At 67.3% G+C, this 24,081-nt stretch carries 19 protein-coding genes and 1 pseudogene; 14 read left to right on the top strand and 6 right to left on the bottom strand.

Features of this window, described 5'->3' with window-relative positions:
* Positions 1 to 125: 125 nt before the first annotated feature.
* On the top strand, positions 126 to 920 hold the full coding sequence (locus ABH933_RS07855; protein WP_215922322.1) for an LLM class F420-dependent oxidoreductase: 795 nt from the start codon (positions 126 to 128) through the stop codon (positions 918 to 920).
* A gap of 298 nt (positions 921 to 1,218) precedes the next feature.
* Here the strand turns inward: ABH933_RS07855 and ABH933_RS07860 are convergent, their stop codons facing one another.
* Positions 1,219 to 1,707 carry a MarR family winged helix-turn-helix transcriptional regulator gene (locus ABH933_RS07860; protein ID WP_429418723.1) on the bottom strand — a complete coding sequence of 163 codons (489 nt, stop codon included), beginning with the start codon at positions 1,705 to 1,707 and terminating at the stop codon, positions 1,219 to 1,221.
* Between the two features lie 184 nt (positions 1,708 to 1,891).
* Between ABH933_RS07860 and ABH933_RS07865 the strand changes: the two genes are divergently transcribed.
* The 4 genes from ABH933_RS07865 to ABH933_RS07880 all read left to right on the top strand — a co-directional run bounded on the left by ABH933_RS07865 (position 1,892) and on the right by ABH933_RS07880 (position 6,717).
* Positions 1,892 to 3,700, top strand: coding sequence for an ABC transporter substrate-binding protein/permease (locus ABH933_RS07865; RefSeq protein WP_429418725.1), 1,809 nt, complete (start codon positions 1,892 to 1,894; stop codon positions 3,698 to 3,700).
* A 66-nt stretch (positions 3,701 to 3,766) separates the two neighbouring features.
* Complete coding sequence (locus ABH933_RS07870; protein ID WP_429418727.1) at positions 3,767 to 5,569, top strand: ABC transporter substrate-binding protein/permease; 1,803 nt, start codon at positions 3,767 to 3,769, stop codon at positions 5,567 to 5,569.
* Positions 5,566 to 6,309, top strand: a complete 744-nt coding sequence (locus ABH933_RS07875) for an amino acid ABC transporter ATP-binding protein (protein WP_429418729.1) — start codon at positions 5,566 to 5,568, stop codon at positions 6,307 to 6,309. Before ABH933_RS07870 ends, ABH933_RS07875 begins: the two co-directional genes overlap by 4 nt.
* Positions 6,310 to 6,420: 111 nt before the next feature.
* Positions 6,421 to 6,717: a hypothetical protein gene (locus ABH933_RS07880; protein ID WP_429418731.1), complete on the top strand. Its 297-nt coding sequence runs from the start codon at positions 6,421 to 6,423 to the stop codon at positions 6,715 to 6,717.
* 72 nt (positions 6,718 to 6,789) lie between these two features.
* Here the strand turns inward: ABH933_RS07880 and ABH933_RS07885 are convergent, their stop codons facing one another.
* A complete protein-coding gene (locus ABH933_RS07885; RefSeq protein WP_429418733.1) occupies positions 6,790 to 7,539 on the bottom strand; it encodes a glycoside hydrolase family 25 protein in 750 nt (249 codons plus the stop codon).
* Between the two features lie 122 nt (positions 7,540 to 7,661).
* A complete protein-coding gene (ggh, locus tag ABH933_RS07890) occupies positions 7,662 to 8,993 on the bottom strand; it encodes a glucosylglycerate hydrolase (RefSeq protein ID WP_429418735.1) in 1,332 nt (443 codons plus the stop codon).
* Between the two features lie 302 nt (positions 8,994 to 9,295).
* Between ggh and ABH933_RS07895 the strand changes: the two genes are divergently transcribed.
* Both ABH933_RS07895 and ABH933_RS07900 read left to right on the top strand, forming a co-directional pair.
* On the top strand, positions 9,296 to 9,997 hold the full coding sequence (locus tag ABH933_RS07895) for an SDR family oxidoreductase (RefSeq protein ID WP_429418737.1): 702 nt from the start codon (positions 9,296 to 9,298) through the stop codon (positions 9,995 to 9,997).
* 172 nt (positions 9,998 to 10,169) lie between these two features.
* Positions 10,170 to 10,991 (top strand): polysaccharide deacetylase family protein, encoded by an 822-nt coding sequence (locus tag ABH933_RS07900; protein ID WP_429418739.1) that lies wholly within the window; start codon positions 10,170 to 10,172, stop codon positions 10,989 to 10,991.
* A gap of 513 nt (positions 10,992 to 11,504) precedes the next feature.
* On the opposite strand, the gene ABH933_RS07905 is transcribed toward ABH933_RS07900, so the two are convergent.
* Both ABH933_RS07905 and ABH933_RS07910 read right to left on the bottom strand, forming a co-directional pair.
* Positions 11,505 to 12,539 carry a hypothetical protein gene (locus ABH933_RS07905; RefSeq protein WP_429455015.1) on the bottom strand — a complete coding sequence of 345 codons (1,035 nt, stop codon included), beginning with the start codon at positions 12,537 to 12,539 and terminating at the stop codon, positions 11,505 to 11,507.
* A gap of 97 nt (positions 12,540 to 12,636) precedes the next feature.
* Entirely contained in the window at positions 12,637 to 13,815 is a 1,179-nt protein-coding gene (locus ABH933_RS07910) for an FAD-binding protein (RefSeq protein ID WP_429418743.1), read from the bottom strand.
* Between the two features lie 182 nt (positions 13,816 to 13,997).
* Here ABH933_RS07910 and ABH933_RS07915 point away from each other — a divergent pair, with 182 nt between their 5' ends.
* The 6 genes and pseudogenes from ABH933_RS07915 to ABH933_RS07940 all read left to right on the top strand — a co-directional run bounded on the left by ABH933_RS07915 (position 13,998) and on the right by ABH933_RS07940 (position 20,389).
* The gene (locus ABH933_RS07915) at positions 13,998 to 14,381 is read left to right on the top strand and encodes a hypothetical protein (protein ID WP_429418745.1); all 384 of its coding nucleotides are present in this window, start codon (positions 13,998 to 14,000) and stop codon (positions 14,379 to 14,381) included.
* Positions 14,382 to 14,415: 34 nt separating this feature from the next.
* A pseudogene (locus tag ABH933_RS07920) lies at positions 14,416 to 14,640 on the top strand (hypothetical protein); the annotation flags it as partial.
* 654 nt (positions 14,641 to 15,294) lie between these two features.
* Entirely contained in the window at positions 15,295 to 16,359 is a 1,065-nt protein-coding gene (locus tag ABH933_RS07925; RefSeq protein ID WP_429419268.1) for a hypothetical protein, read from the top strand.
* Positions 16,359 to 18,320, top strand: a complete 1,962-nt coding sequence (locus ABH933_RS07930; protein ID WP_429418746.1) for a hypothetical protein — start codon at positions 16,359 to 16,361, stop codon at positions 18,318 to 18,320. Before ABH933_RS07925 ends, ABH933_RS07930 begins: the two co-directional genes overlap by 1 nt.
* Positions 18,321 to 18,445: 125 nt before the next feature.
* Positions 18,446 to 18,691, top strand: coding sequence for a hypothetical protein (locus ABH933_RS07935; RefSeq protein ID WP_429418748.1), 246 nt, complete (start codon positions 18,446 to 18,448; stop codon positions 18,689 to 18,691).
* 27 nt (positions 18,692 to 18,718) lie between these two features.
* Positions 18,719 to 20,389: a transposase gene (locus tag ABH933_RS07940; RefSeq protein ID WP_429455016.1), complete on the top strand. Its 1,671-nt coding sequence runs from the start codon at positions 18,719 to 18,721 to the stop codon at positions 20,387 to 20,389.
* A gap of 148 nt (positions 20,390 to 20,537) precedes the next feature.
* On the opposite strand, the gene leuS is transcribed toward ABH933_RS07940, so the two are convergent.
* Positions 20,538 to 23,396 (bottom strand): leucine--tRNA ligase, encoded by a 2,859-nt coding sequence (leuS, locus tag ABH933_RS07945; protein WP_429418752.1) that lies wholly within the window; start codon positions 23,394 to 23,396, stop codon positions 20,538 to 20,540.
* A gap of 204 nt (positions 23,397 to 23,600) precedes the next feature.
* Between leuS and ABH933_RS07950 the strand changes: the two genes are divergently transcribed.
* The gene (locus ABH933_RS07950; RefSeq protein WP_215922306.1) at positions 23,601 to 24,008 is read left to right on the top strand and encodes an SdpI family protein; all 408 of its coding nucleotides are present in this window, start codon (positions 23,601 to 23,603) and stop codon (positions 24,006 to 24,008) included.
* Positions 24,009 to 24,081 lie beyond the last annotated feature (73 nt).

The following is a 24,081-nucleotide window of genomic DNA, read 5'->3' on the forward strand; positions in this document are numbered from 1 at the left end:
CAGGCTCGAATCCTACTGGTCGGACGGTGCGTGTGTGAGGTGAAAGGTCGGGATCGTGCAGCGGAGGTAGCCTCGGTGTTGGTCACCGATAGTCTCCATAGCCCATCCTCCAGGAGAAGCAACCCATGACTCGACCAGTTCGCATCGGCGTTCAGCTCCAGCCACAGCACGCACCCAGGTACGACCTCATCCGCGACGCCGTGCGCCGCGCCGAGGACGCGGGTGTGGACGTCGTCTTCAACTGGGATCATTTCTATCCGCTGTACGGCGACCCCGAGGGCGCCCACTTCGAGTGCTGGACCATGCTCGGCGCGATCGCCGAGCAGACCGAGCGGGTGCAGCTGGGCGCGCTGGTCAGCGGCGGCGGATACCGGAACCCGGACCTGCTCGCCGATATGGCCCGCACCGTCGACCACATCTCCGGCGGCCGCCTGATCCTGGGCATCGGCGCGGGCTGGTTCCAGAAGGACTACGACCAGTACGGCTACGAATTCGGTACGCCCGGAACGCGTCTGGCGCTGCTGAAGGAATACATGGAGCGCCTGACCGCGCGGCTGGGCAAGCTCAATCCCCAACCGCTGCGCGACATTCCGATCCTGATCGGCGGCGGCGGTGAGCGCAAGACGCTGCGGCTGGTCGCCGAGTACGCCGACATCTGGCACACCTTCGCCAAACTCGATGTGCTCGAGCACAAGTCGAAGATCCTGGCCGACCACTGCGCGGTTGCCGGCACCGATCCCGCCGCCATCGAGCGGTCGGTGGACTGGCCGGGTGTCGAGGCGGCACCGGCGCTGGTCGCCGCGGGCGTGACGATGTTCACCGTCGGTTCCGGCGGGCCCGACTACGACCTGAGCGTCGTCGAGGAGGCGATCCGCTGGCGCGACGAGTTCAATCCGGAATCCGTCGCGGGTATCGCCTGAGCTGCATCTTCTGCCTCCGCTTCGCTCCGGCTGTTTTTGGGCGCACAGGACCTACCCACCTCGCCGCCCCGCAAGCTCCGCCGGCTCACCATCCCCGGATGGGCTCGTCGTTCGGGCACCGCTGCTCGCTCCTTCGTTCCATGCGCAGCGGCACCCGAACGACGAGCCGCGCCGAAAAACCTGCAGGTCTACTTGCCATGCCTATCGCTTCGCGGGCGAGTCCCAGCCGGACGGAGACGCTTCGTCGGTGGTTGCGTTGGCGACGCATCGCGCGGGCTGAGTGATTGCGGCGCTTCGTCTACGAAGTTGTCGGTGATTCGTGTTCGCCGGTGATCTCCTCGGGCGGCAGGGCGGTCAGTGCCTCGAGTGCGCGCAGGAGTCCGGCGCGGTCGGCGGGGTCGATGCGGGCCAGCACCTGCTCCTCGTGCCGCTGGATCTGCGCCTGTGCGGCGCGGCACAGGCGCAGCCCCTCGTCGGTGAGCGCCAGCAGATGCACGCGGCGGTCGGCCGGGTCGGGGTAGCGATCGATCAGGCCGCGGGCCTGCAGGTCGTCCAGGATCGGGATGATGCGGGTCTTGTCCGCCCCGGTCGCGGCGGCCAGGCGGGCCTGGCTGCGGATGGGGTTGTCTGCCAGCGTGATCAGGACGACGTAGGCCCACATGGTCAGGTCGTGGGCGCGCAGGATCGGCAGCTCGGCCGCCGCGAAGCCCTGGGCCAGCGGCGCGAGCATCGCGGCGAGGTCTCTGCGGGTGGGTGTGGCCCGCCCGTCGTCCGGTTGATCGTCCATCTGCCTGAAACTGTAGCAATCCGCCGGAGCCCGGTTCCCGCGTGCGCGAGGCCGCGACAACTCGAATCACGCTGATCGCATGTGTTCCCGCCCGGGCCGCGGATCCGGATGATTGGCTGCCGTGCTCGACGATCCGTGCCCGCGCCACCCTCGTACGCGAAGGACCGGGCTAATGTTTGCCGCTATGGCCCGTTTGCCCCGATTCCGAAACCGCGCGCTGGTCGCGATGCTTCTTGCCGCGCCATTGCTGCTCGTGGCGGGCTGTGGCTCCAATCACAGCAATTCACCGGCAAGCCGGGACCTGTGCTCGCCGCCGGGTGTGGTGTCGGCCTCGGCGGCCCCGACCAATCTGGCCTCCGGGGCGTCGGCGGGCGTGGACCGCTTCACGACGGCGACGACCCCGCCGCTGGACTCGATCGATGTGACCAAGCTCGGGCTGCTGACCCCGGGCACCCTGAGCGTCGGCACGCTCTCGGACGCGCCGCCGAGCATCTGCGTGAACTCCGCTGGGACCTACACCGGCTTCGACAACGAGCTGCTGAAGGCGATCGGCGCGAAACTCCATCTCCGGGTGCAGTTTTCGGGTACCGAATTTTCGGGCCTGCTGGCGCAGGTCGCGAACGGGCGCTTCGACGTCGGCTCCTCGAGCATCACGACCACCGATGCCCGCCGGCAGCTGGTCGCGTTCACCAACGGCTACGACTTCGGCTATTTCTCCCTGGTGGTCCCGAACGGCAGTGCCCTGCACGGCTTTTCGGACCTGCATCCCGGGCTGCGCATCGGCGTGGTGCAGGGCTCGGTGCAGGACGAGTACGTCTCGCACACGCTGCACATCGATCCGGTCAAGTTCCCGGACTACAACACCACCTACGCCAGCCTGAAGTCCGGTCAGATCGACGCCTGGGTCGCGCCTTCGGCGCAGGCCACCGGCACGATCAAACCCGGTGACGCGGTCTCGATCGTGCAGAACACCTTCAGCCTCGACAACGTCACCGCCTGGGCGGTGCGCCAGGGCAATCAGCCGCTGATCGACGCCCTCGATGCCGGGCTGGACGCGGTGATCGCCGACGGCACGTACGCCAAGCTGTATTCCGACTGGGAGCCGCGGACGCTCCCGCCGGGCTGGAAGCCGGGCTCCAAGGCCGCGCCCATGCCGCAGCTGCCCGACTTCGCCGCGATCGCCGCCGCGCACAAGGGCACCGGCGCCTCCCAGGCCGCGCCCAAGTCGACGCTGGCCCAGCTGCGCGAGACCTTCTTCGACTGGTCCCTGTACCGCAAGGCTTTTCCCGATCTGTTCAAGACGGGCCTGCCGAATACCCTGATCCTGGCGCTGGTTTCGGGTGTGCTCGGCACGATTCTGGGCATGGTGCTGGCGGTGGCGGGTATTTCGCGCACTCGCTGGCTGCGGTGGCCGGCGCGGGTGTACACCGATATTTTCCGCGGGCTGCCCGCCGTGGTGATCATCCTGCTGATCGGCCTGGGCATCGGCCCGGTGGTCAAGGGGCTGACCGGGAACAATCCGTACTGGCTCGGTGCGGTGGCGCTGGCGCTGCTGGCCTCGGCGTACATCGGGGAGATCTTCCGCTCGGGTATTCAGTCCGTGGAGGCGGGGCAGCTGGAGGCGGCCCGGGCCATCGGATTCGGATACCGGCAGTCGATGACGCTGGTGGTGATTCCGCAGGGTGTGCGAAGGGTGTTGCCCGCGTTGATGAATCAGTTCATCGCGTTGATCAAGGATTCGTCGCTGATCTACTTCCTGGGTCTGCTGTCCACACAGCGCGAGCTGTTCGCCGTGGGCCGGGACCTGAACGCGCAGACCGGTAATCTGTCGCCGCTGGTGGCCGCGGGGTTGGTGTATCTGCTGCTGACGATTCCCCTGACGCATCTGGTGAACTACATCGACCGGCGCCTGCGTACCGGACGCGCGGAGCAGGCGATCGATCCCATTGATCCGGTCGACCAGGCCGTCGTCACCGAGGGGCGCGGAGCGTGATGGGCCGCAATACTTCCCAGCCATTGCGGGCCTACCGGACGCGTGGCGGGTTTACTGTCCTGTGGTATGGCCCGTATGCCGGTATCGCGGTCCCGCGCGCTGTTCGCGGTGATATCGCTTGTCAGTCTGATGTTCGTGGCCGCCTGCTCGAGTGGGGGCAGCGGCAATTCCACGCCGAGCCGGAATCTGTGCTCGCCGCCAGGCGTGGACTTCGCCTCCGCCGCACCGAAGAATCTGGCGGCCGGCGCGACCGCGGGGATCGACCAGTACACCACCGCGACGACGGTTCCGCTGGATCAGATCGACACCTCGGCGCTGGGGCTGGTCACTCCCGGAGTGCTCAGTGTGGGCACGCTGTCGGACGCCCCGCCCAGCGTGTGCGTGAACTCCCAGGGCGGCTTCACCGGCATCGACAACGAGCTGCTGAAGGCGATCGGCGCGAAACTCCACCTGCAGGTGCAGTTCTCGGGCACCGAATTCTCGGGCCTGCTGGCGGGTGTGGCGAACCGACGCTTCGACGTCGGCGCGGCGAGCATCACCGCCACCGACGCGCGCCGCAAACTGGTGGACTTCACCAACGGCTACGACTTCGGCTACTTCTCCCTGGTGGTGCCGAGCGGCAGTGCCCTGCACGGCTTTTCGGATCTGCGCCCGGGCATCCGGATCGGCGTGGTGCAGGGCACGGTACAGGACGAGTACGTGGTCAACACGCTGCACCTGGACCCGGTCACCTTCCCGGACTTCAATACCGCGTACGCCAATCTGAAGACCGGCCAGATCGACGCCTGGGTGGCGCCGTCGGGGCAGGCCGCGGGGGCGATCCGGCCGGGCGATCCGGCCGCGGTGGTGCAGAACACCTTCAGCCTGGCCAACTTCGTCGGATATGCGGTGCGCCAGGGCAATCAGCCGCTGACCGATGCGCTGAACGCCGGCCTGGACGCGGTGATCGCCGACGGCACCTACGCCAAGATCTACTCCCAGTGGGAGCCGCGGCCCTTCCCGCCGGGCTGGAAGCCGGGCTCCAAGGCCGCGCCCATGCCGCAGGTGCCCGACTTCGACAAGATCGCGGCCGAACATCAGTCCGCGCATGTGAAGCAGGCGGCGCCCAAGTCGACCCTGGCGCAGCTGCGGGACACCTTCTTCACCTGGTCCCTGTACGGCAAGGCTTTTCCCGATCTTTTCAAGACCGGCCTGCCGAATACCCTGATCCTGGCGCTGGTTTCGGGTGTGCTCGGCACGATTCTGGGCCTGTTGCTCGCGGTGGCCGGGATTTCCCGGACCCGCTGGTTGCGGTGGCCGGCGCGGGTGTACACCGATATCTTCCGCGGGCTGCCCGCGGTGGTGACCATCCTGGTCATCGGCCTGGGCATCGGCCCGATCGTCAAGAGCGTCACGGGGAACAACCCGTACTGGCTCGGTGCGGTGGCGCTGGCGCTGCTGGCCTCGGCCTACATCGGGGAGATCTTCCGCTCGGGCATCCAGTCCGTGGAGGCTGGGCAGATGGAGGCCGCCCGCGCGCTCGGGTTCCGGTACGGCCAGTCCATGACGCTGGTCGTCATACCCCAGGGTGTGCGAAGGGTGCTGCCCGCGTTGATGAATCAGTTCATCGTGCTGATCAAGGACTCGTCGCTGATCTACTTCCTCGGCTTGCTGTCCACGCAGCGCGAGCTGTTCGCGGTGGGCCGGGATCTCAACGCACAGACGGGCAATCTGTCGCCGCTGGTGGCCGCGGGCCTGGTCTACCTCCTGATGACCATCCCGCTGACACATCTGGTGAACTACATCGATCATCGGCTGCGCACCGGCCGCGCCGACAAGGCCACCGAATCCATCGAACCGGCCGCCGCCACGGAAGGGCATGAAGCATGACCGAAACCACTCGGACCAGCTCCTCGCTCACCGGTACCGGACTGCATCTGACGCTGGGGCGCAATAAAGTGCTGCGCGGTGTCGACATCCACGTCGACGCCGGCAAGACCACCACCGTCATCGGGCCCTCGGGTTCGGGCAAGTCCACTCTGCTGCGCGTGCTGAACCGGCTGCACGAACCCGATTCCGGCGACGTGCTGATCGACGGCGTCTCGGTGCTGAAAGAGGATCCGGACCGGCTGCGCCAGCGCATCGGCATGGTGTTCCAGCACTTCAATTTGTTCCCGCACATGAGCGTCGCGGACAATGTGGCGCTGGGGCCGCGCAAGCTGCGCGGACTGTCGCGGGAGGCGGCCCGCGCGGTGGCTCTGGAACAGCTCGAGACCGTCGGCCTCGCGGCGCGCGCGGACACCAGGCCCGCCAACCTCTCCGGCGGTCAGCAGCAGAGGGTCGCGATCGCGCGTGCGCTGGCGATGAAGCCCGAGCTGATGCTCTTCGACGAGGCCACCTCCGCGCTGGATCCGGAGTTGGTCAAGGGAGTGCTCTCGCTGATGTCGGATCTGGCCTCGGGCGGTATGACGATGATCGTGGTGACCCACGAAATGGGTTTCGCCCGTTCGGTTTCCGACGCCGTCATGTTCATGGATCAGGGACAGCTCGTCGAATCGGGTGCTCCGGAAAAGATCTTCGACGACGCGCAGACTCCCCGGCTGCGGCAGTTCCTGTCCCAGGTGTTGTGAACAGGGTCGTATCCACCGTCTGCCACCCGGTCTGACCTGGATCAATGCGAATGTGTTGATGTATTGTCGTCGGCATCGTATCCATCCTCCCTGCGGAAGGAAGGCAGTTCGATGACTACAGCACACGCGACGCACAGCGATCACGACCATGTGCACGGCGAGGGATGCGGGCACGTCTCGGTTCCGCACGGCGACCACGTCGACTTCGTCCACGACGGGCATCTGCACCGCGAGCACGACGGCCACTTCGACGAATGCGAACCGGCCGGTCATACCGAGCACGGCGCGCACGACCACGTGCACGGCGAGGGCTGTGGACACGTCGGCGTACCGCACGGCGACCATGTGGACTACATCCACGACGGCCACCGGCACGCCGCGCACAACGGCCACTACGACGAGCACTGACCGCCGCGGGCCGGCCTCCGGCGCCGCGGGGTCCGCACCCTGTCCGGGTGCGGACCCGTCCGCGCGCTCCGCTCAGCTGCTGCCGAGCGACGGGATCTGCGCGTACCTGACGAAGTCGCCCTGCGCGCCGCTGTAGACGTTGACATCGGTGCCACCGCCGATACCGGGAACCCTGGCGGAATCGGTTGTCTGCCAGAACGTCCAGGTCGGCCAGCCGCCTGGGACATCGGGCTGTGGATGGCCGCTGTAGTCGGCGATCCACAGCGGATACCGGGTGAACTGATTCGAATTCGCCATGGCCGTGCGCCAGAAGCGGGGATAGGTGTAGACGATCGGCACCCGTCCGGTGAGCGCCTGCACGGTGTTGAGGTACCGGTGGGTCCAGTCGATGAGCGCGGCCGGGGGCAGCCCGCCCGAATTCTCCAGATCGAGCACCGGAGGCAGATCCAGCGGTCCGTTCTGGCCCAGCACCGCCGCGGCGTAGAACGCGGCCTGCGGTTCCGGCGGCAGCGCGGGCCGGGCGAAGTGGTACGTCCCGCGGGCCACCCCGGCCGCGCGCATCAGCAGGCTGTCCTGGACGAAGTAGGGGTTCGCATAGTCCAGGCCCTCGGTGGCCTTGAGCATGGCGAAGCTCTGGCCCGAGCCGCGCACGGCGAACCAGTTGATGAACCGGCCGTCCACGTGCTGCCAGGACGAGACGTCCGGCCCGGTGACGTCGGCCGCGGCCATGCCAGTAGCTGAAAGTACGCCCACTGCGGCCAGCGCCGCGATGGACAAGAGTGAGCGACGAACGTTCGAGCCAGCGATAGTGCGTCGATACATGGTTACGAGAGTATGCGGGCGGTGAAGTTGTGACCACAGTCACGGCTGTGATCTATTGCGAATGATTGCCGCAGATGCGCTGTTCAGGGGAATGATCGGGAATCCGCCCGGCCCGGCGTGTCTCAACCGAGCCAGTCGAGCACCGAGGCCGCCGTCCAGGACTGCTGCATGCTGCCCAGCGGCTCCCCGGAGAACGGGTCGTAGTACTCGGCGAAACTGCCGTCGGCGGCCTGGCGCAGTCCCTCCGACCGCAGCATGAGCGACCGTTCGGCCCAGCCGCGGCGGGCGAACACCCAGGAGAACAGCCAGCTCATCACCGGCCATACCGGACCACGCCAGTATTCGGTCCGCCGGAAGTCCCGCGACACCGGCGAGGTAGAGGGCGGCAGCGCGTACCGCAGGTCGGGGTGTCCGCAGAACCGCGGGCCCTCGAAGGTCCGCAGCAGGCTGCGCTCGGCGTCGCGGGGCAGCCCGCCGCACAGCAGCGGCGCGAAGATCGCCAGGGTGTCGGTCTCGATCCACTCGCCCAGGCGCAGGTCGAAATCGCGGGCCGCGCCCGAGCGGGGATCGGTGGTGGCGACCACGCCGGCACGGAAGTAGTCCGCCCATTCGTACAGCTCGCGCACGTCGGCGCGGGGCAGCCGGTAGTCCTCGCCGATCCCGGCCAGCACGTCGCAGGCCAGCGCGAAGATCGCGGTGACGAACACATCCTCCACAGCGAAGCTCATGGTCGAGGCCAGTTGGAAATCGTCGTATCCACATCGGCGCATCTGCTCGACGAGCCAGAGGTAGCGATCGTATTCGCGATCGGTGGGCCGCTGTGCGGGGTCCACCAGCGCGATGTCGGCGCGCTCGTAGGGCGGCAGCTCGCCGGGCACGACGTTCTCGTAGGCGCGATCCCAGCGGGGCGAATTGTCCATCCCCGATTCCCAGCCGTGGTACAGCGTGATGCGGCCGTTCTGTTTCGGGTCGCGCGCGTTGGCGAGCCAGCGATGCCAGCGCATCAGATCCGGCCAGCGGCGATCCAGGAATGCCTCGGCGCTCGCGCGGGTGCTGCGGCCGTGCCGGCGCGAATGGTCCAGGATGCGCTGCACCGCGATGGCGTGGACGGGCGGCTGGGTGATGCCGGAGGTATCCGGGCCGTCGGGGGAGTTCGCGGCCAGGCGGCGGCACTCCCAGCGCGCGGGGCCCGGGAAGTAGCCGTCCACGCCGTTGGCGAACACGATGTGCGGGATCATCCCGTTCTTCCACTGCGCCGACAGCAGGGTGTCGAGCTCGACCACGGCACGCTCCACGCTCAGCGGCGCCAGACCGACGGCGACGAACGCCGCGTCCCAGCTCCACATGTGTGGATACAGCTTGGGAGCGGCGCTGGTCATCGCCCCCAGATCGTTGCCGCGCAGCAGGTACGCGGCACGGGCTGCCAGCTGTGTGGGAGTGAAGCCGGGGTTCATCCGCCTCTCCGTATCGTCAGGCCGGATTCGGGTGCTCGCCCACCGCTGCGCGATTCGGGCCGGACTCGGGTGCGGTGCCCGGCGACCGTTGGCGGCCGACAGGAAAGTCTCCGCGCGAGCTGGCCGGTACCCGGCGAGTTACCCATGTGCATACGAATCAATTGTTGCATTGGAACCGCGTCGGCGAGAGCCGCGAGATCCGATTCGTCGGCCGGCCGTTGCTGCGTCGATTGCCACGACGAGGGCGATTTGCGCTGGTCTGTGGGACGAATCACGCACTCCGGGGTGACTAGGGTGAGCGCATGACTGCGCCCGGTGCCGAGACGACCACGCCCACAGCCCTGATCACGGGTGCGAGCCGGGGGCTCGGGGCGGCGATCGCCCGGGAGCTGGCGCCCACGCACGATCTGCTGCTCGGTGCCCGCACCGCCGACGCGCTCACCGATGTCCTGACGCGGCTGCCGGATGCGCGGCCCTGGCCCGTCGACCTGACCGACTACGACGCGCTCGCCCGCGCGGCGGCGCCGATCGAGCGCCTGGACGTGCTCGTCCACAACGCGGGGGTGGCCGAATTGGGTACGGTCGCTGAATCTTCGGTGCAACAGTGGCGAAATACCTTGGAGGCGAATCTGATCGCGGTCGCCGAGCTGACCAGGCTGCTGCTGCCCGCGCTGCGCGCCGCCAAAGGGCATGTGGTGCTGATCAATTCGGGTGCCGGGTTGCGCGCGAACGCCGGATGGGGAGTCTACGCCGCGAGCAAATTCGGCCTGCGGGCATTCGCCGACGCGCTGCGTCTCGAGGAGCCGGACCTGCGGGTGACCTCCGTGCATCCCGGGCGCATCGACACCGATATGCAGCGCGACATCGTCGCGGGGGAGGGCCGGGAGTACCGGCCCGGGGAATTTCTCACCCCCGAGACGGTCGCGCGGGCGGTGCGCACCGCCGTCGAGACCCCGCGCGATGCCCACCCGACCGAGATCGTGCTGCGGCCGATCGCACGCTGAGGTCCGAAATACCTGTCGCAAGGACGTTTTCGCGCCGAGTGCCCATCCCGCACGGCGAGTCGGGGCAGACTTGGCGGCACGCGCTGCGGCCGGGCGCACGTGCAAGGTACGGTGCAGGGGTTCCCGAGTGACCTTCCTGCACAGTTAGTAGCACCACAGCATGACTCCGATAATGCGTAGGCGGACGTGGCTGACGCTGCTCGCCGCCGGCACCGTGGCCGCCCTGACCGGCGGCGCCGCCGCCGCAGACCCGCTCCCCGATCCTTCCACTCGCGTCCCGCGCGGGGTTCCGGCGCCGCCGCCGAATCTGCGGCAATCGCCACGCATGCCGGAGCTGACGACGCTGCTCCCGCCGACGGGACCGAAGACGCGCCTGGAGCCGGGCACCATCACCAAGCTGCCGGGCACGGGTACCAACCTGGCCCTCACCGTCGACGACGGCGCCGATGCCGACGTCGTGGGCGCGTACATCAAATTCGCCCAGGACACCGGCGCCCGCTTCACCTTCTTCGTCACGGCCGCCTACCCGTCCTGGACGACGCACCGGGATGCGTTGCGCCCGCTGGTCGATTCCGGGCAGATCCAACTCGGCAACCACACGTGGAACCACCCGGCCCTGACGCGGCTGTCCGCCGCGGAGATCGCCGATCAGCTGAGCCGCACGAAGACGTTCCTGCACAACACCTTCGGCGTCGACGGCACGCCGTTCTACCGCCCGCCCTACGGCTACCACAACGCCACGGTCGACCGCGTCGCCGCCGACCAGGGCTACACGGTGCCGACGATGTGGTACGGCTCGCTGTCGGATTCCTCGATCATCACGCCGGAATACCTGGTCAAGATGGCGGGCCAGTACTTCAACCCGCAGGCGATCGTCATCGGCCACGCCAACCACCCCGCGGTCATGCGGTGCTACAACCAGATGGCCGACATCATCAAGCAGCGCAACCTGTCCATGGTCACCTTGAACGACGTGACCCTTCCTCCGGCCTGATACGCCTGGAAAGTGCCTGTAGGACACGTGATCCCGCGTCGGCGGCGTCAACCACCACCAGCCGACGCCGGTCTCGCGGCACTCATCGATGCGCTGCCAACCGGACAATTGATCTCGTGAGCACATGGGTAACTCCATGTACTCACGTCGAACTAGCTTGCGATTGGCATCGTTGTTGTCGGCGGCACGGGAACTATTCGTGGAGGTTCCGGCCGCAGTTTCGGTTGCCGAGGACGAGCGCGTCTCCCGTCCGGCGGGCGCCTCGGTCAGTGCCCCTGCGGTCAGTGCGCCCGCGGTCAGTGCTCCGGTCACGGCCGGTCCGCCGACCGGGGCTAGGGTCGCGCCGACCTCGCCGCCGCATGTTGTGGCGACGGACCGGGGAGCCCCGGACGCCGCGGCCGGAGACGGCCGCAGCAGCGAGACCCCGGATCGGCCCTGATATGGCCGGACGGTGACTACACGCCCAGGTTCGACGGCGGCAGTCGTGCCATAACCGACCGGCCATTCCGAGTGCTACTCGGTACTCCAGGTGGGCGCGCCGTAGACCTTGAGCTTGTCGATGCCCTGATCGGCGGAGAACCCCATTCCGACGTATGAATACTGCAGTGTCGCCCCGCACGACTCCGCTGCCTGGGCGAGGGCATCGACGGCCTGGGTGGTGCCGTGGTGCCGGGACGCGAGTTCGCGTGCAAGCCCGGTCAGGTCGTGTTGCCCTGCACCGACGTCGAGTCCGAAGACAGGGGCGCCGGAACCGCGGGCACACGAGACGAAGAAGCCGTATCGGTGGAGCTCGGCCGCGTCGGCGCCACACTGAACGAGCTCGGATAACACTTCCCAAGCCGGATCGCCGAAGTAGCGGACCAGCTTCATCGGCACGGCGACATCGTTGGACCGGGCCCTCAGGTAGAGCTTGTGGATCACTTCGCCGTGCGCGTCCACCTCGATCGTGGCAAAAGCAGGCCTGAAGAGCTTCTCCTCGGCGGCTACGGACGCGAATTCTGTGAAGCCAGGCCATGTAGAGCACAACCGGTGCAGTGCCCCTGGCACTCTCAAGCCGCAATACATCTTGAGACGGGCCGCATGACGCGGCGTCGCGGCGTCATGCGCTACTCCTATCCATGTGGCGATGCGCGGCGGAACTTTCGTGGGATCGGGATACAACGTCGCGACGAATGACCGAAACAAGTCGACGACGGTCTCATCTCCCTTCGGCAACCATCCGACAAGATCCCGGATCGCGGCGAGTTGAGCGTCGGCGCGCGAGCTGATCTCCATGTTCTGCGTCGCGGTCTCGGTGGTATAGCGCAGGACAGGCGTGAGCTTGCCGCGACCACCGGTCACACTGACTTCGAACGGAATACCGGACAAGGTCAGAAGGCTGGCTCGGTCTCCATCCGGCCGTTGTGCATCCAACTGTCCGCCGCAGGCGCGTTCCATCATGGCGCGGACGGTCGCTGGGTCACAACGTAGCGTCAACCGCTCAGTGAGGTCGACCAGGAATTCTCCGGCAGCCCCCATATCGGCAATCTCTCCTATTCCGGTCGGCATCCACTCGTCCGTATCCCCATCATTCGCAAATGTGACGTTCGTCTGCGGCGGCGCGGTCGTGGCCGGTTCGGCATGCGGGGCCTGATGTGGACAGGGATCAAGTAGACAGAGCGGCCCGCACGAGCGGGAGGTGGGCGTTGACGTTTTCCAATCGGTGCCCGGCGCGCAGCCGCGCAAGCTGATCTAGGTTGCTTCCGTACAGTCGCTCGGCCAGCGCGCGATCTAGGTTGTTGACGCCGTACAGATATGGACGCCCACCCAGCTCACAACAGCATTCCAACAGGTCGCGAAATACGCGCCGGGTGGCGGCTGTGATGGTCGGATCGCGGTGGACCGAGGTGTAGACGCCGAGTCCGATCGAGATGGGGGCGCTGTCGATCGGGGTGAATGCGAACGAGGTTGCGTCAGGCGGACGGCGCACGATCAGGATGTACAACATCGCGAGAACACCATTGAGCTGTGCACCGTGCCCTAGTGTCTCAGCGGCCGCGAGCATCGGCGCGAGCTGCCCGGCGGGCACGATGTAATCGGTCCAAAGACGCACGTGACCAGCGGACGGGGCAACCGGCCGTGCGGTGCCGGGGTGGCTCTCGAACGGCAGATCGGGCACAATCGCGCAGTTCTCGTCGCCGCATCGCAGCGGACCGCTGCCGCGCCAGCCTGTGGTGGAGAAGAGCTTGCCGTGGCGCATGGACGCGCAGTAGATGTCCACATCGTCGCGCTGTGCGATCCGTTCGGTGTGCTCGACGAGTTCAGTTGGGGTGGCATGGTATCGACGGTGCACGTGTGTGTCGCGGCAGTACGGCACGGTACGTAGCACCGCCCGTTCGATCAGCCCGACCATGCCGAGCCCGCCGAGTGCGAACCGGAACAGCTCAGAATGGTCGGTGCGCGAGCACCAGCGACTGATTCCCGTTCCGTCGATCAGCTGGATCCGTTCCACGTGGTCGACCTGCATGCCACACCGCACCGAGTTGATCCCGATGCCGCCGACGGACAGGGTGCCGCCCACCGATGCATGCAGGTAGTCGGTGAGCACGGGGACGGCCCTGCCCTGGCGGTTCAGGTATCGCTCCAGGCCGTACCAGCTGATTCCGGCAGGCACCTCGATCAGGCCGTCGCCGAGCTCGCGTACTTGCGCGGCCGCCGTATCCGGCGCGTAGGTGACGAGCAGTTCACCGTCGGTGACGGTCTGCCCGTCACAGGAATGACCCGCGCCGCGCAGCGTCATCGGCCGACCGGAGCCGAGCAGTGCGGAGGGAAATGCGGAGGGCATTCGGTGCACGGTCCGGGGGACGGCATGCCGCAGACCGCCGAAGTCGGTGGCGAACTCGTCGATGGTGGACCTCGCGGGGAACTCAGGGTCTCGCCGTCGGGAGACCGGCTTGAATTCGAGTATTGTTCCTTCCCAATGTTGGGAACTCTGTGTGGCGAACCCTGGCGCATCCTGGAAGATCTATGAGAGAACTCCACCCGGACGTACTCGCCGGACTTAGCCTCGCGCGCGAGCTGCGCTACCGCATCGCCGACATGCGTGAACGCGCGGACGCGATCGTGGCGCGTCGCCCGTCTCCGAGCGGATTGGTCATTCCTGAAGTCGACATGAGGGGGCAGCTGCGGGACCTGTATCTGGCGCCGGGAACCTGCGCCCGGTTCGACAATCAGCAATTGGCCGCCGAGATCGTGGCTGCCATTGCCGAGAGTGCCGAGGACGCGCGGCGGCAATACCACATCGCCATGAACGACCCTGAAAACCTGCCTCGTCCGCTGTCGGAGGTCATGCGGGAATGGCGCTCCCGATCGGATGGCCATCCCCCCAATTTTGGGAGGCCGGAAGAATGAATCCGAGTTAGCTGGCGGGAGGAATCAAACAAGCATGCCCGAACGATTGGTTGCCGAGCCGGATGAGCTGCGCCGGATCGCCGAGCAGAACGGAGTGGCAGCGGCAAAAATCCGGGAGTCGGGTCAAATCCCGCATGCTTGGCTCGACGAATTCCCTCATACCTATGGTTCGATCGCCGACCCGATGTATGGGGCGCTGGTGGAGTACTACAACAAGCGCCACGATTTCGCCGAACAACTCGCAATCCATCATGAGCAGACTCGGGACCAATTGCTCGCCTCGGCAACGGCACTCGAAAACCAGGATGAGGCTGGTGGGTATCAGGTCGCTCAGGCGGGCGGTCACGACCACGGGGCCCCTTCAGGCGGTCCTACCCATGGAGCCCCTTCAGGCGGTCCTACCCACGGAGCCCCGTCAGGCGGTCCTACCCACGGCGTACCGATGGCCCCGCCGGTGCACGCCGGGCCGGATACACCGGTGGCAAACAGCCTTCACCCAGTGCAGCCTCCTGTAACCGGACTTCCCACTGCGGGTGCGCCCGACGGGACGGCACGCTCCGAGCAGGTACCCCAGTTGCCGGCGGCATCCGCGATTCCACGGACCGACGACACCTTGCCCGCCGGAGCCATTACACCGATCGGAGTCACGGTGCCCTCGGCCGATGGTTCGGGTCTGGTCGGCGGAATGCCTGCACCACTGGCGACGGACGCGTATTCCGCTCCGGTTGCTCCGGTTACCCCTGTGAGGGCGGGCGCTGCTGCCCGGGGACCCATATCACTGGCGGTGGGCCCGTTCGCGGCGGCGGTCCATCCGACGCGGGACAGGCGAGCGCTACCGTCGTTCGTGGTAGGTGAGTGGGTTGAAGACGACCTGGCGCTTGCCCGCACCTTGCTCGCCGCGATTCTAGCCGCCGTGCGTGATTCGGCGCGCGGTGTGGAATGGGCGGTGGCGGTGGGGCGAGCCGCTGACGGACCCATCGTTTTGCTGACCTCCACCGAGGGACCTGGCTGGCTGCCTCCCGGGCTGTTCCTCCCCTTGGAGGTCGTCCTCCCGTGGCAGTGGTTCGCCCCCCGTGCTGCGGACCTGGAGGCGATCGCGGCATTGGAAGGAACCGCAGACCCGGCCCGAATGCTCGCCGAGTTCGGCTACCTGGTGGCCCACCGCAAAAATGTCTGGATCAGCGCCTTGGTGTCGTCTGCGGCTATCCCCGATGGCGTGCGCGCAGCGATGCGCGGCGATACCGCCGTCGAGGAGTGGGTCTCTCCCGCCGAGTCCGCCCTCGACTTCACCGTGCCCGGTCCCGGCTTGGTCGACCGGCTCGCGTTGGCCGGTTCGGCCGTGTCGCTGCACCAAGCGGCGACGGTGCCCGAAACGGAAATTCGGGCCAAGTGCCTCGAGTTGGCACGGTCCGCGGATGCGCAGGTCCGCGCCGCGGTCTCCGGCGTGGACGGGGAGACCGTAATCCGCCGCGCCAGGCGACAGCAGATCCTCGATGCGCTGCACGCCGGTCTGCCCGTCCCGGTGAGCTGGTGGGACCAGATGCGTGCCGCCGATGACATGACGGGGTCGGCGCTGTGGTCGCAGCGGGTGGACGTGTCCTTCGTTCCGGTCGGCGGAGTTCGCCCGGGTGCAGCCACGGAAGCCTTGCGCGGCATGGTTTTCGAACGCCGTGCCGACGAACTGCTGCTCTTGCTCGCCGCGGGGGAACCCGACCGGCAGACTCTGCGCGATGTGCTCTACGCATACGGCCAGATAGCCGAGCACCCGATGTTGCCTGAGGCAGCGCGGGTAGCGGCCGCGGCGACGGCCGGTGTGGGTACGGCGATTCCGGACGTCGAGTTTGCCCACGGTGTCAGGACCGGTGTTCATGGCGTCAGCGTCGGGTCCAGCCACCTCGGCGGGGTTCCCCCGGCCATCGCCGAGTCGCTGAACGGTCCGGCGGGTTCCGAGGGTTCCAGCGAGCGGAGGAGAGGCTGATGGGTGACAGCGCAGATGACGTCGTCAAACAGATAAAAAAGAACTACGACGCCGATGGCTGGGCCACTGGGCCCTTGGGCTGGCAAGACGATGTCGGTTTCCAGGGCAACCAAGCAAAAGACTCCCTGGAGAAGCTGAATAATCTGGCCAAATCGAATCCATACGAATTCCAAAAGGCCTTCGATCAACTGGTTAACTACTCACAGAAAGATACCTGGGGCGACAGGCAGGACTCCGTAGGAAAACAGCTCGCAGATAAGGGTCTGGCTGACCCTAAGCTCTCATGGGATTACAATCCGCTACTCCAATCGCTTAGAGCCGGTAATACGGACGCTATCATGGCCACCAAGGAAGTGAAGGATGCGAAGGCGAAGGTCGACGCAAAGGCGTTGGCGGACGCGAAATTCGACCCGTACGGGGATCAAATACCAGATACGGACACGACGAAGCATGCGTATCACGTCAAACTGTGGGAGCCGAAGGGCCGCAGTGCCGCGCTCGACACGCTGATCAACGACACCCAGTTCGCGATGCAATGGGATCTCGACACGCTCGGTGTCGGTAATCCGAAGGAAAACCCCGGATTCGCCGATGTGCTCGACGGTGATCAGGTCGATACTGCAAGTGGCTGGTCGAACATCCGGGACGCGGCCAGTGATCTGCAGAATAAGCTAAAACAAAGGGAGGATGACTACACCGGTAAACATAAAAAGGTTTCGGATCTCACATACGACTCCAAGATAACGGGCACCAAAACGTTCAAGGGCCTTGTGGACCTGGTTGGAGAACTCAACGATCGCCTCAAGTACGACCCTGCGAACGACACTTTTGGCACTAGGATGGATGGCGATACCATCTATGGCGGCCATTCTGGTGGTGGTAAAACGTCCGACATGGCGATCCCCTTCTACGAAAAGAACACAAAAGAAGGGACTACCGGCTACGGCGAGTGGTTCATGACCCCTCAAGTGGAAATGCAATACTACGTCTCCGCAATCCACACGGTAAAAGGCGAGTGGGATACGAAATACGCGGATGCGACCAAGAAATACCAGTGGCAGGCCGACCAGGTCGATCCGCCCACGCCCACGCCCACACCTACGCCCACGCCCACACCTACGCCCACGCCCACACCTACGCCCACGCCCACACCTACGCCCACGCCCACGCCTGCGCCCACGCCTGCGCCCACACCTGCGCCCGCGCCCGCGCCCGCTCCTGCGCCCACGCCCACGCCGACTCCCACCCCCGCTCCCAGCCCCACCGACAACTACGGCGACCCCTACCTCGGCGATGTCCTCGGCGGCGATGTCCTCTTCGGCAAGGATTCGGGTGCGACCAGCGCCGATGGCACCACGACCGGCTCGAACAGCGCCATCTTCGGGATCAATTCGGCGATCAGCGGGCTCGAGAACATCGAGGCTGATAGCGGCACGAGCGGCTCGAACAGCGCCATCACGTTCGCGATCAATTCGGCGATCAGCGGGCTCGAGAACGTCATGCCGGCAACGAACGCGACGCAGGCCGGATACAACACGGGCACCAGCGGCGGTTCGTCGGGTTTCGGCGGCGGTATGGATATCGCGGCCTACGCGCGCACAACCGGACAGCCCACGGCGGGCCGTCCGTGGGTCTCGGTCGCTCCCGGTAGTGACCAAGACCCGAACAGCCCGCATCTGCAGACTGGTGAGGTAGCGCAGTGGGCGAATCGAAGCGCGATTGAGCCCTCGGGTCTGCACGACATCATCAACGGCGAACTCGTGCCGCACAACCCGCACAACCCGCCCAATGGCGGCACCGGCGGTTACGGCGAGTTCCAGGGATCCTTCCACCCGAGCGGCGCCGATCTGGACAACTCCGCGCAGCAGCAACAGCCAGCCGCGCCGGCCGCGCCCGGGGTCACCGCGGCGCCGACGACGCCGGCGGCCCCGGCTGCGGTGCCCCCGCCGACGACGATCTGACATGGCACTGCGGTCCCCCTGAAATTCGACGGGGACCGCAGTGGTCCGGATGCAAGTCGACCGGTGCCGGGGCGGTCGTCGCCGCAACGGCGCCGTGCGTCGCCGACGCGCAAGCAAGTCCACAGATGGAATCCGGTTCGCACCAGGCCAATTGCGGCCGGGCGCGGATCGGGGTGTGGGTGCCACCCCGGATGAACCCCGGCCTCGTCACAGCGGCCGTGCAGGATGCGTGGCCCGGTGCGAAGGTCACCGCCACCACCACGCCCGCCCTGGACGGGCGTGTGGTCGTGGTGGAGGTGAGGGCCCGTAACGGGGTGTGGGCACCGTGGACCGAGACCCGCCCTAGGTGGTTGGTGTTTTTCGTGCGGTGAAGGGCCGGTCTCGAGCAGAATGTTCGGGTGAGGTTGGGGCGTGTGCCGAGCCCGGGTGATCTGTTGCGGTCGAGGGTGGAGTTTTGCGCGGGCCGGGTGGGTGAGGACTCGATTTATGGTGTGCTGCACCGGGAATGCGGGCGGTTGTTCCCGGATGAGATGTTCGCCGACTTGTTCACCGATGTCGGGCGGCGCAGTGTGCCGCCGATGATCGTGGCGGTGGTGATGGTGCTGCAGCGCATCGAGGGGCTCTCGGATCGGGAAGCGGTGGAGCGGTTCGCGTTCGACGCCCGCTGGAAGTACGCCGCCGGCGGACTGAGTTTCGATTATCCGGGTTTCGTGCATACGGTGCTGGTGGATATGCGGGCCAGGCTGGCCCGCTCGGATCGGCCGGACCGTATCCTCGACGCCGTCCTCGAGGTTGCCCGGGCGGCTGGGCTGGTGGGTCGCAAACGGGTGCTGGACTCGACACCGTTGTATGACGCGGTCGCCACCATGGACACCATCACCCTGGTCCGTTCGGCGATCCGCGGTCTGCTCACGGCCGTCGGCGCCGAGCAGGCTGTGGGCCTGCGGGCGCGGGTTACCAGCGGTGACGACTACGCTGGCGCGGTCAAACCCGTGATCGACTGGGACGACCAGACCGCGCGTGAGCAGCTGATCGACTCCCGTGCCCGCGACGGGATGGCGATACTGGCGGCCCTGGACGGGCGCGGGATCGGCGAGCGGGTGAGCGCTGCTGCGCGACTGCTGGCCATCGTGCTCGGCCAGGACATTACCGAAGGCGATGACGGCGTGTTCCGCATCGTGCGTGGCACCGCCACCGATCGGGTGATCTCGACCGTCGACCCCGAGACTCGCCACGGGCACAAGACTCAAGCCCGCGGCTTCGACGGCTACAAGGGCCACATCGCCGTCGATCCCGGCAGCGAGATCATCACCGCCACCGCCGTGACCCCCGGCAACAGCGGTGACGCCGAGGTCGCCGCGCACCAGCTCGCCGACATCCTGTCCTCCGAAGCCGAAGCCGAAGCCGAAGCCGAAGCCGAAGCCGAAGCCGAAGCCGAAGCCGAAGCCGAAGCCGAAGCCGAAGCCGAAGCCGAAGCAGAAGCCGGGGACGGGGACGGTGGGACCGTGGTGTTCGGTGATGCCGCGTATGGGGCAGGTGAGTTGCTGAAACTGTTGGACGACAACGGTATTCGCAACCAGATCAAGGTGCAGCCGTCGCCGTCGGTGAAAGGACACTTTTCCAAGGACCGTTTCACCATCGACCTGGACGCACGGACGGTGACCTGCCCGGCCGGAGCCACCGTGGCGATCGGCGCCCGCACCGGCCGCCATACCGGCGTCGCCTGCTTCGGCGCCGCCTGCACCAGCTGCCCGCTGCGGGCACAGCGCACCACAGCGACCGGTGGCCGCACGATCACCATCGGCGCCCACGAGAACTACCTGGCCACCACCCGTGAACGTCAACACGATCCGGCCTGGAAGGCCGACTACCGCGCCACCCGCCCCAAAGTCGAACGCAAGATCGGGCACCTGACGCGCCGCCACCACGCCGGACGCCGCGCCCGTGTGAGGGGCCGGGAGAAGATCGCCGCCGACTTCGGCCTGCTCGCCGGCGCAGTCAACCTCGCCCGCCTGGCAGTTCTCGAAATCACCCACACCACCGGCACCTGGGCCGCTGCCACCGCCTGAGGACCGGCAACGACCCCGAACACCAAATCGCTACCGACACAACCAGAAACAACACTCAAACCGCTGAGACCGCCAACCAGCCAAGAACTCTAATGCGGGCCCAGCGATCTCACCGGGCCCGCATAACGGCCCGTTCGGCACCAGTCACCTAGGCGACGACGTTCACCAGGCGTCCCGGGACGACGATGACCTTGCGTGGTGCCTTGCCCGCCAGGAACTCCAGCAGCTTCTCATCGGCCAGCGCCGCATCCTCGACGGCCTTGGTGTCGGCGTCGGCGGGGACGCTGACGCGGCTGCGCACCTTGCCGTTGACCTGGATCGGGTACTCGATCGAATCCTCCACCAGCAGAGCCGGATCCGCGACCGGGAACGGGCCGTGCGCCAGGGCGGCGGTGTGGCCCAGGCGTTCCCACAGTTCCTCGGCGATGTGCGGGGCCATCGGGGCCAGCATCAGCACCACCGGCTCGACCACCGCGCGCGGCGCGCCCTCGGGATAGTTCTTGGTCAGGAAGTTGGTCAGCTCGATCAGCTTCGCGCCGGCGGTGTTGTCGCGCAGGTTCGCGTAATCGTCGGCGACGCCGGCAATCGTCTTGTGCAGCAGGCGCAGCGCCTCGCCCGACGGCTCGGCGTCGCTGACCCGGATCGCGCCCGACTCCTCGTCCACCACCAGCCGCCACGCGCGCTGCAGGAAGCGATGCGCGCCGACGACATCCTTTGTCGCCCAGGGGCGCGAGGTGTCCAGCGGGCCCATCGCCATCTCGTAGAAGCGGAAGGTATCCGCGCCGTACAGATCGCACATCTCGTCGGGGGAGATGGCGTTCTTCAGCGACTTGCCGATCTTGCCGTACTCCTGGAACACCTCCTCCTCGACGCCGGAAGCGCCGGCCCAGAAGAACTTTCCGTCCCGCTCGACGACCTCGGCGGCCGGCACGTAGGTGCCGCGCGCGTCGGTGTAGGCGAAGGCCTGGATGTAGCCCTGGTTGAACAGGCGCCGATACGGCTCCGGCCCGGACACCTCGCCCAGGTCGAACAGCACCTTCTGCCAGAACCGCGAGTACAGCAGGTGCAGCACCGCATGCTCCACGCCGCCGACGTACAGGTCCACCCCGCCCGGATCGCTCGGGCCGTGCTCGGCCGGGCGCGGGCCCACCCAGTAGCGCTCGTTCTCCGGCGCGCAGAACGCCTCGCTGTTGGTCGGATCGGTGTAGCGCAGCTGATACCAGGAGCTGCCCGCCCACTGCGGCATCACGTTGGTGTCGCGGCGGTACTTCTTGGGCCCGTCGCCCAGATCCAGTTCGACGGTGACCCATTCGGCGGCCTTGGCCAGCGGTGGGGACGGCTCGGAGGCGGCGTCGTCCGGGTCGAAGGTGACCGGGGCGAAGTCCTTCACCTCCGGCAGCTCCACCGGCAGCAGGGAATCCGGCAGCGCGTGCGCCTGGCCGTTCTCGTCGTAGACGATCGGGAAGGGCTCGCCCCAGTACCGCTGCCGCGCGAACAGCCAGTCGCGCAGCTTGTACTGGATGGTGCCGCGGCCGTGGCCCTGCGCCTCCAGCCGCTCGACGATCTTCGCCTTGGCCGCCTCGATCTCCAGGCCGTTCAGGTAGTCCGAATTGACCAGGGTGCCCTCGCCGGCGTAGGCGGCGGCCGAGATGTCCCCGCCCGCAATGACTTCGATGATGGGCAGGCCCAGGACCGACGCGAACTCCCAGTCGCGCTGGTCGTGTCCGGGCACCGCCATGATCGCGCCGGTGCCGTAGCCGCTCAGCACGTAGTCGGCGATGAAGACCGGAACCTGCTTGCCGTTGACGGGATTGACCGCGTACGCGCCCAGGAAGACGCCGGTCTTCTCCTTGTTCTCCTGCCGCTCCAGATCCGACTTGGCCGCGATCGACTTGCGGTAGGCCGCAACGGCTTCGACCGGGCTCGCCGCGCCGTAGGTCCAGCGGGGATCGACGCCCTCGGGCCATTGCGCGGCCACCAGCCGGTCCACCAGCTCGTGCTCGGGGGCCAGCACGACATAGCTCGAGCCGAACAGCGTGTCGGGCCGGGTGGTGAAGACCTCGATGGTCTCCCCGTCGGCCTCGAACCGCACCTGCGCGCCCCGCGAACGCCCGATCCAGTTGCGCTGCATGGCCTTGACGTTGTCGGGCCAGTCCAGCAGATCCAGGTCGTCGACCAGCCGGTCGGAGTAGGCGGTGATGCGCATCATCCACTGCCGCAGGCGCTTACGGAACACCGGGAAGTTGCCGCGCTCGCTGCGGCCGTCGGCGGTGACCTCCTCGTTGGCCAGCACCGTGCCCAGGCCCGGGCACCAGTTGACAATCGAATCGGACTGGTACACCAGGCGATAGGAGTCCAGCACCTCGTTGCGCTCGAACGCGCTCAGCTGCGACCAGGGGCGGCCGTCGGGGGTTTCCCGGGTGCCGGCCTCGAATTCGGCCGCCAGCTCGGCGATCGGGCGTGCGGAGTTCACCGCCGTGTCGTACCAGGCGTTGTAGATGCGCAGGAAGATCCACTGCGTCCACTTGTAGAACTCGGGATCGGTGGTGGCGAACGAGCGGCGCCGGTCGTGACCCAGGCCCAGTCGGTCCAGCTGGCGCTGCATGGTCTTGATGTTCGACTCGGTGGTCACCCGCGGATGCGCACCGGTCTGCACCGCGTACTGCTCGGCGGGCAGGCCGAAGGCGTCGTAGCCCAGGGCATGCAGGACGTTGTGGCCGGTCATGCGGTGGTAGCGGGCGAAGACGTCGGTCGCGATGTAGCCCAGCGGATGCCCCACGTGCAGGCCCGCGCCCGACGGATACGGGAACATGTCCTGGATGAACAGCTTGTCGGCCGGGGTCTCCCCGCGCAGCGGGCCCACCGGATTGGGCGCGTGGAAGGTGCCGCGCGCCTCCCAGGCCGCCTGCCACTTGCGTTCGATCGCCCCCGCCAGTTCGGCGCTGTAGCGGTGCACGGGCACGTCGCTGGCCGCGCCGGTTGGTTCGGTTGCACGAGCGTCCTGCACTTTTCCTGCCTTCTGCTGGTCGATCCCCCGGGTAAACGTTGCTCATCAGGGTAGAGCGTGCGCACGTCAAGCCCCAAAAAGGGGGCGCCGGGCGGAGGGTGGGACGGTGCGCCCGGACGGACGCGGGTCCGGCGAACGATGGCCCGCATCACATCCGGCGGGCCCGGAGGCGAGGGGGCCCGGGCCGCGAGTACCGTCATCGAAGTGTTTGTGGTGGCATTGATCCTGTTCGTGCTGGCGGCGGTGGCCGTCGTCACCGGGGTACTCGGGCTGGCCGGCGCCCTGCCCCCCAATCGTCTGTTCGGCGTACATACCGAGGAGGCCGTGCGCAGCGAGGAGGCGTACCGGCTCGCCAACAAGGTGGCCGGGCCCACGTCGATCGGTGCGGGGCTGCTGCTGATCGCGGGTGGACTGGTCGCGCTGCTGGCCGGCCCGATTGCGGGGATCGCCGCCGCGGTCCTGGCGGCGGTGATCGCGCTGTTCACCCTCGGTGCGGGCGTGAACGCGGCCGGGCAGGCCATCGCGCGGCTCGCCCCGGCGCCCGAGGTCGGCGGCTGCGGCAATGCCTGCGGCGCGTGCTCGCTGCGCGACGCCTGCCAGCCCGCCGGCTGATCGGCCGTCGATCGCGATGAGCCGTACCACGGTGGCCCGCGTCGGGCGCTTCGCGAATCCGATGGGCTTGCGC

It is taken from the genome of Nocardia sp. GP40, assembly GCF_050434125.1.
GTDB lineage: Bacteria > Actinomycetota > Actinomycetes > Mycobacteriales > Mycobacteriaceae > Nocardia > Nocardia albiluteola.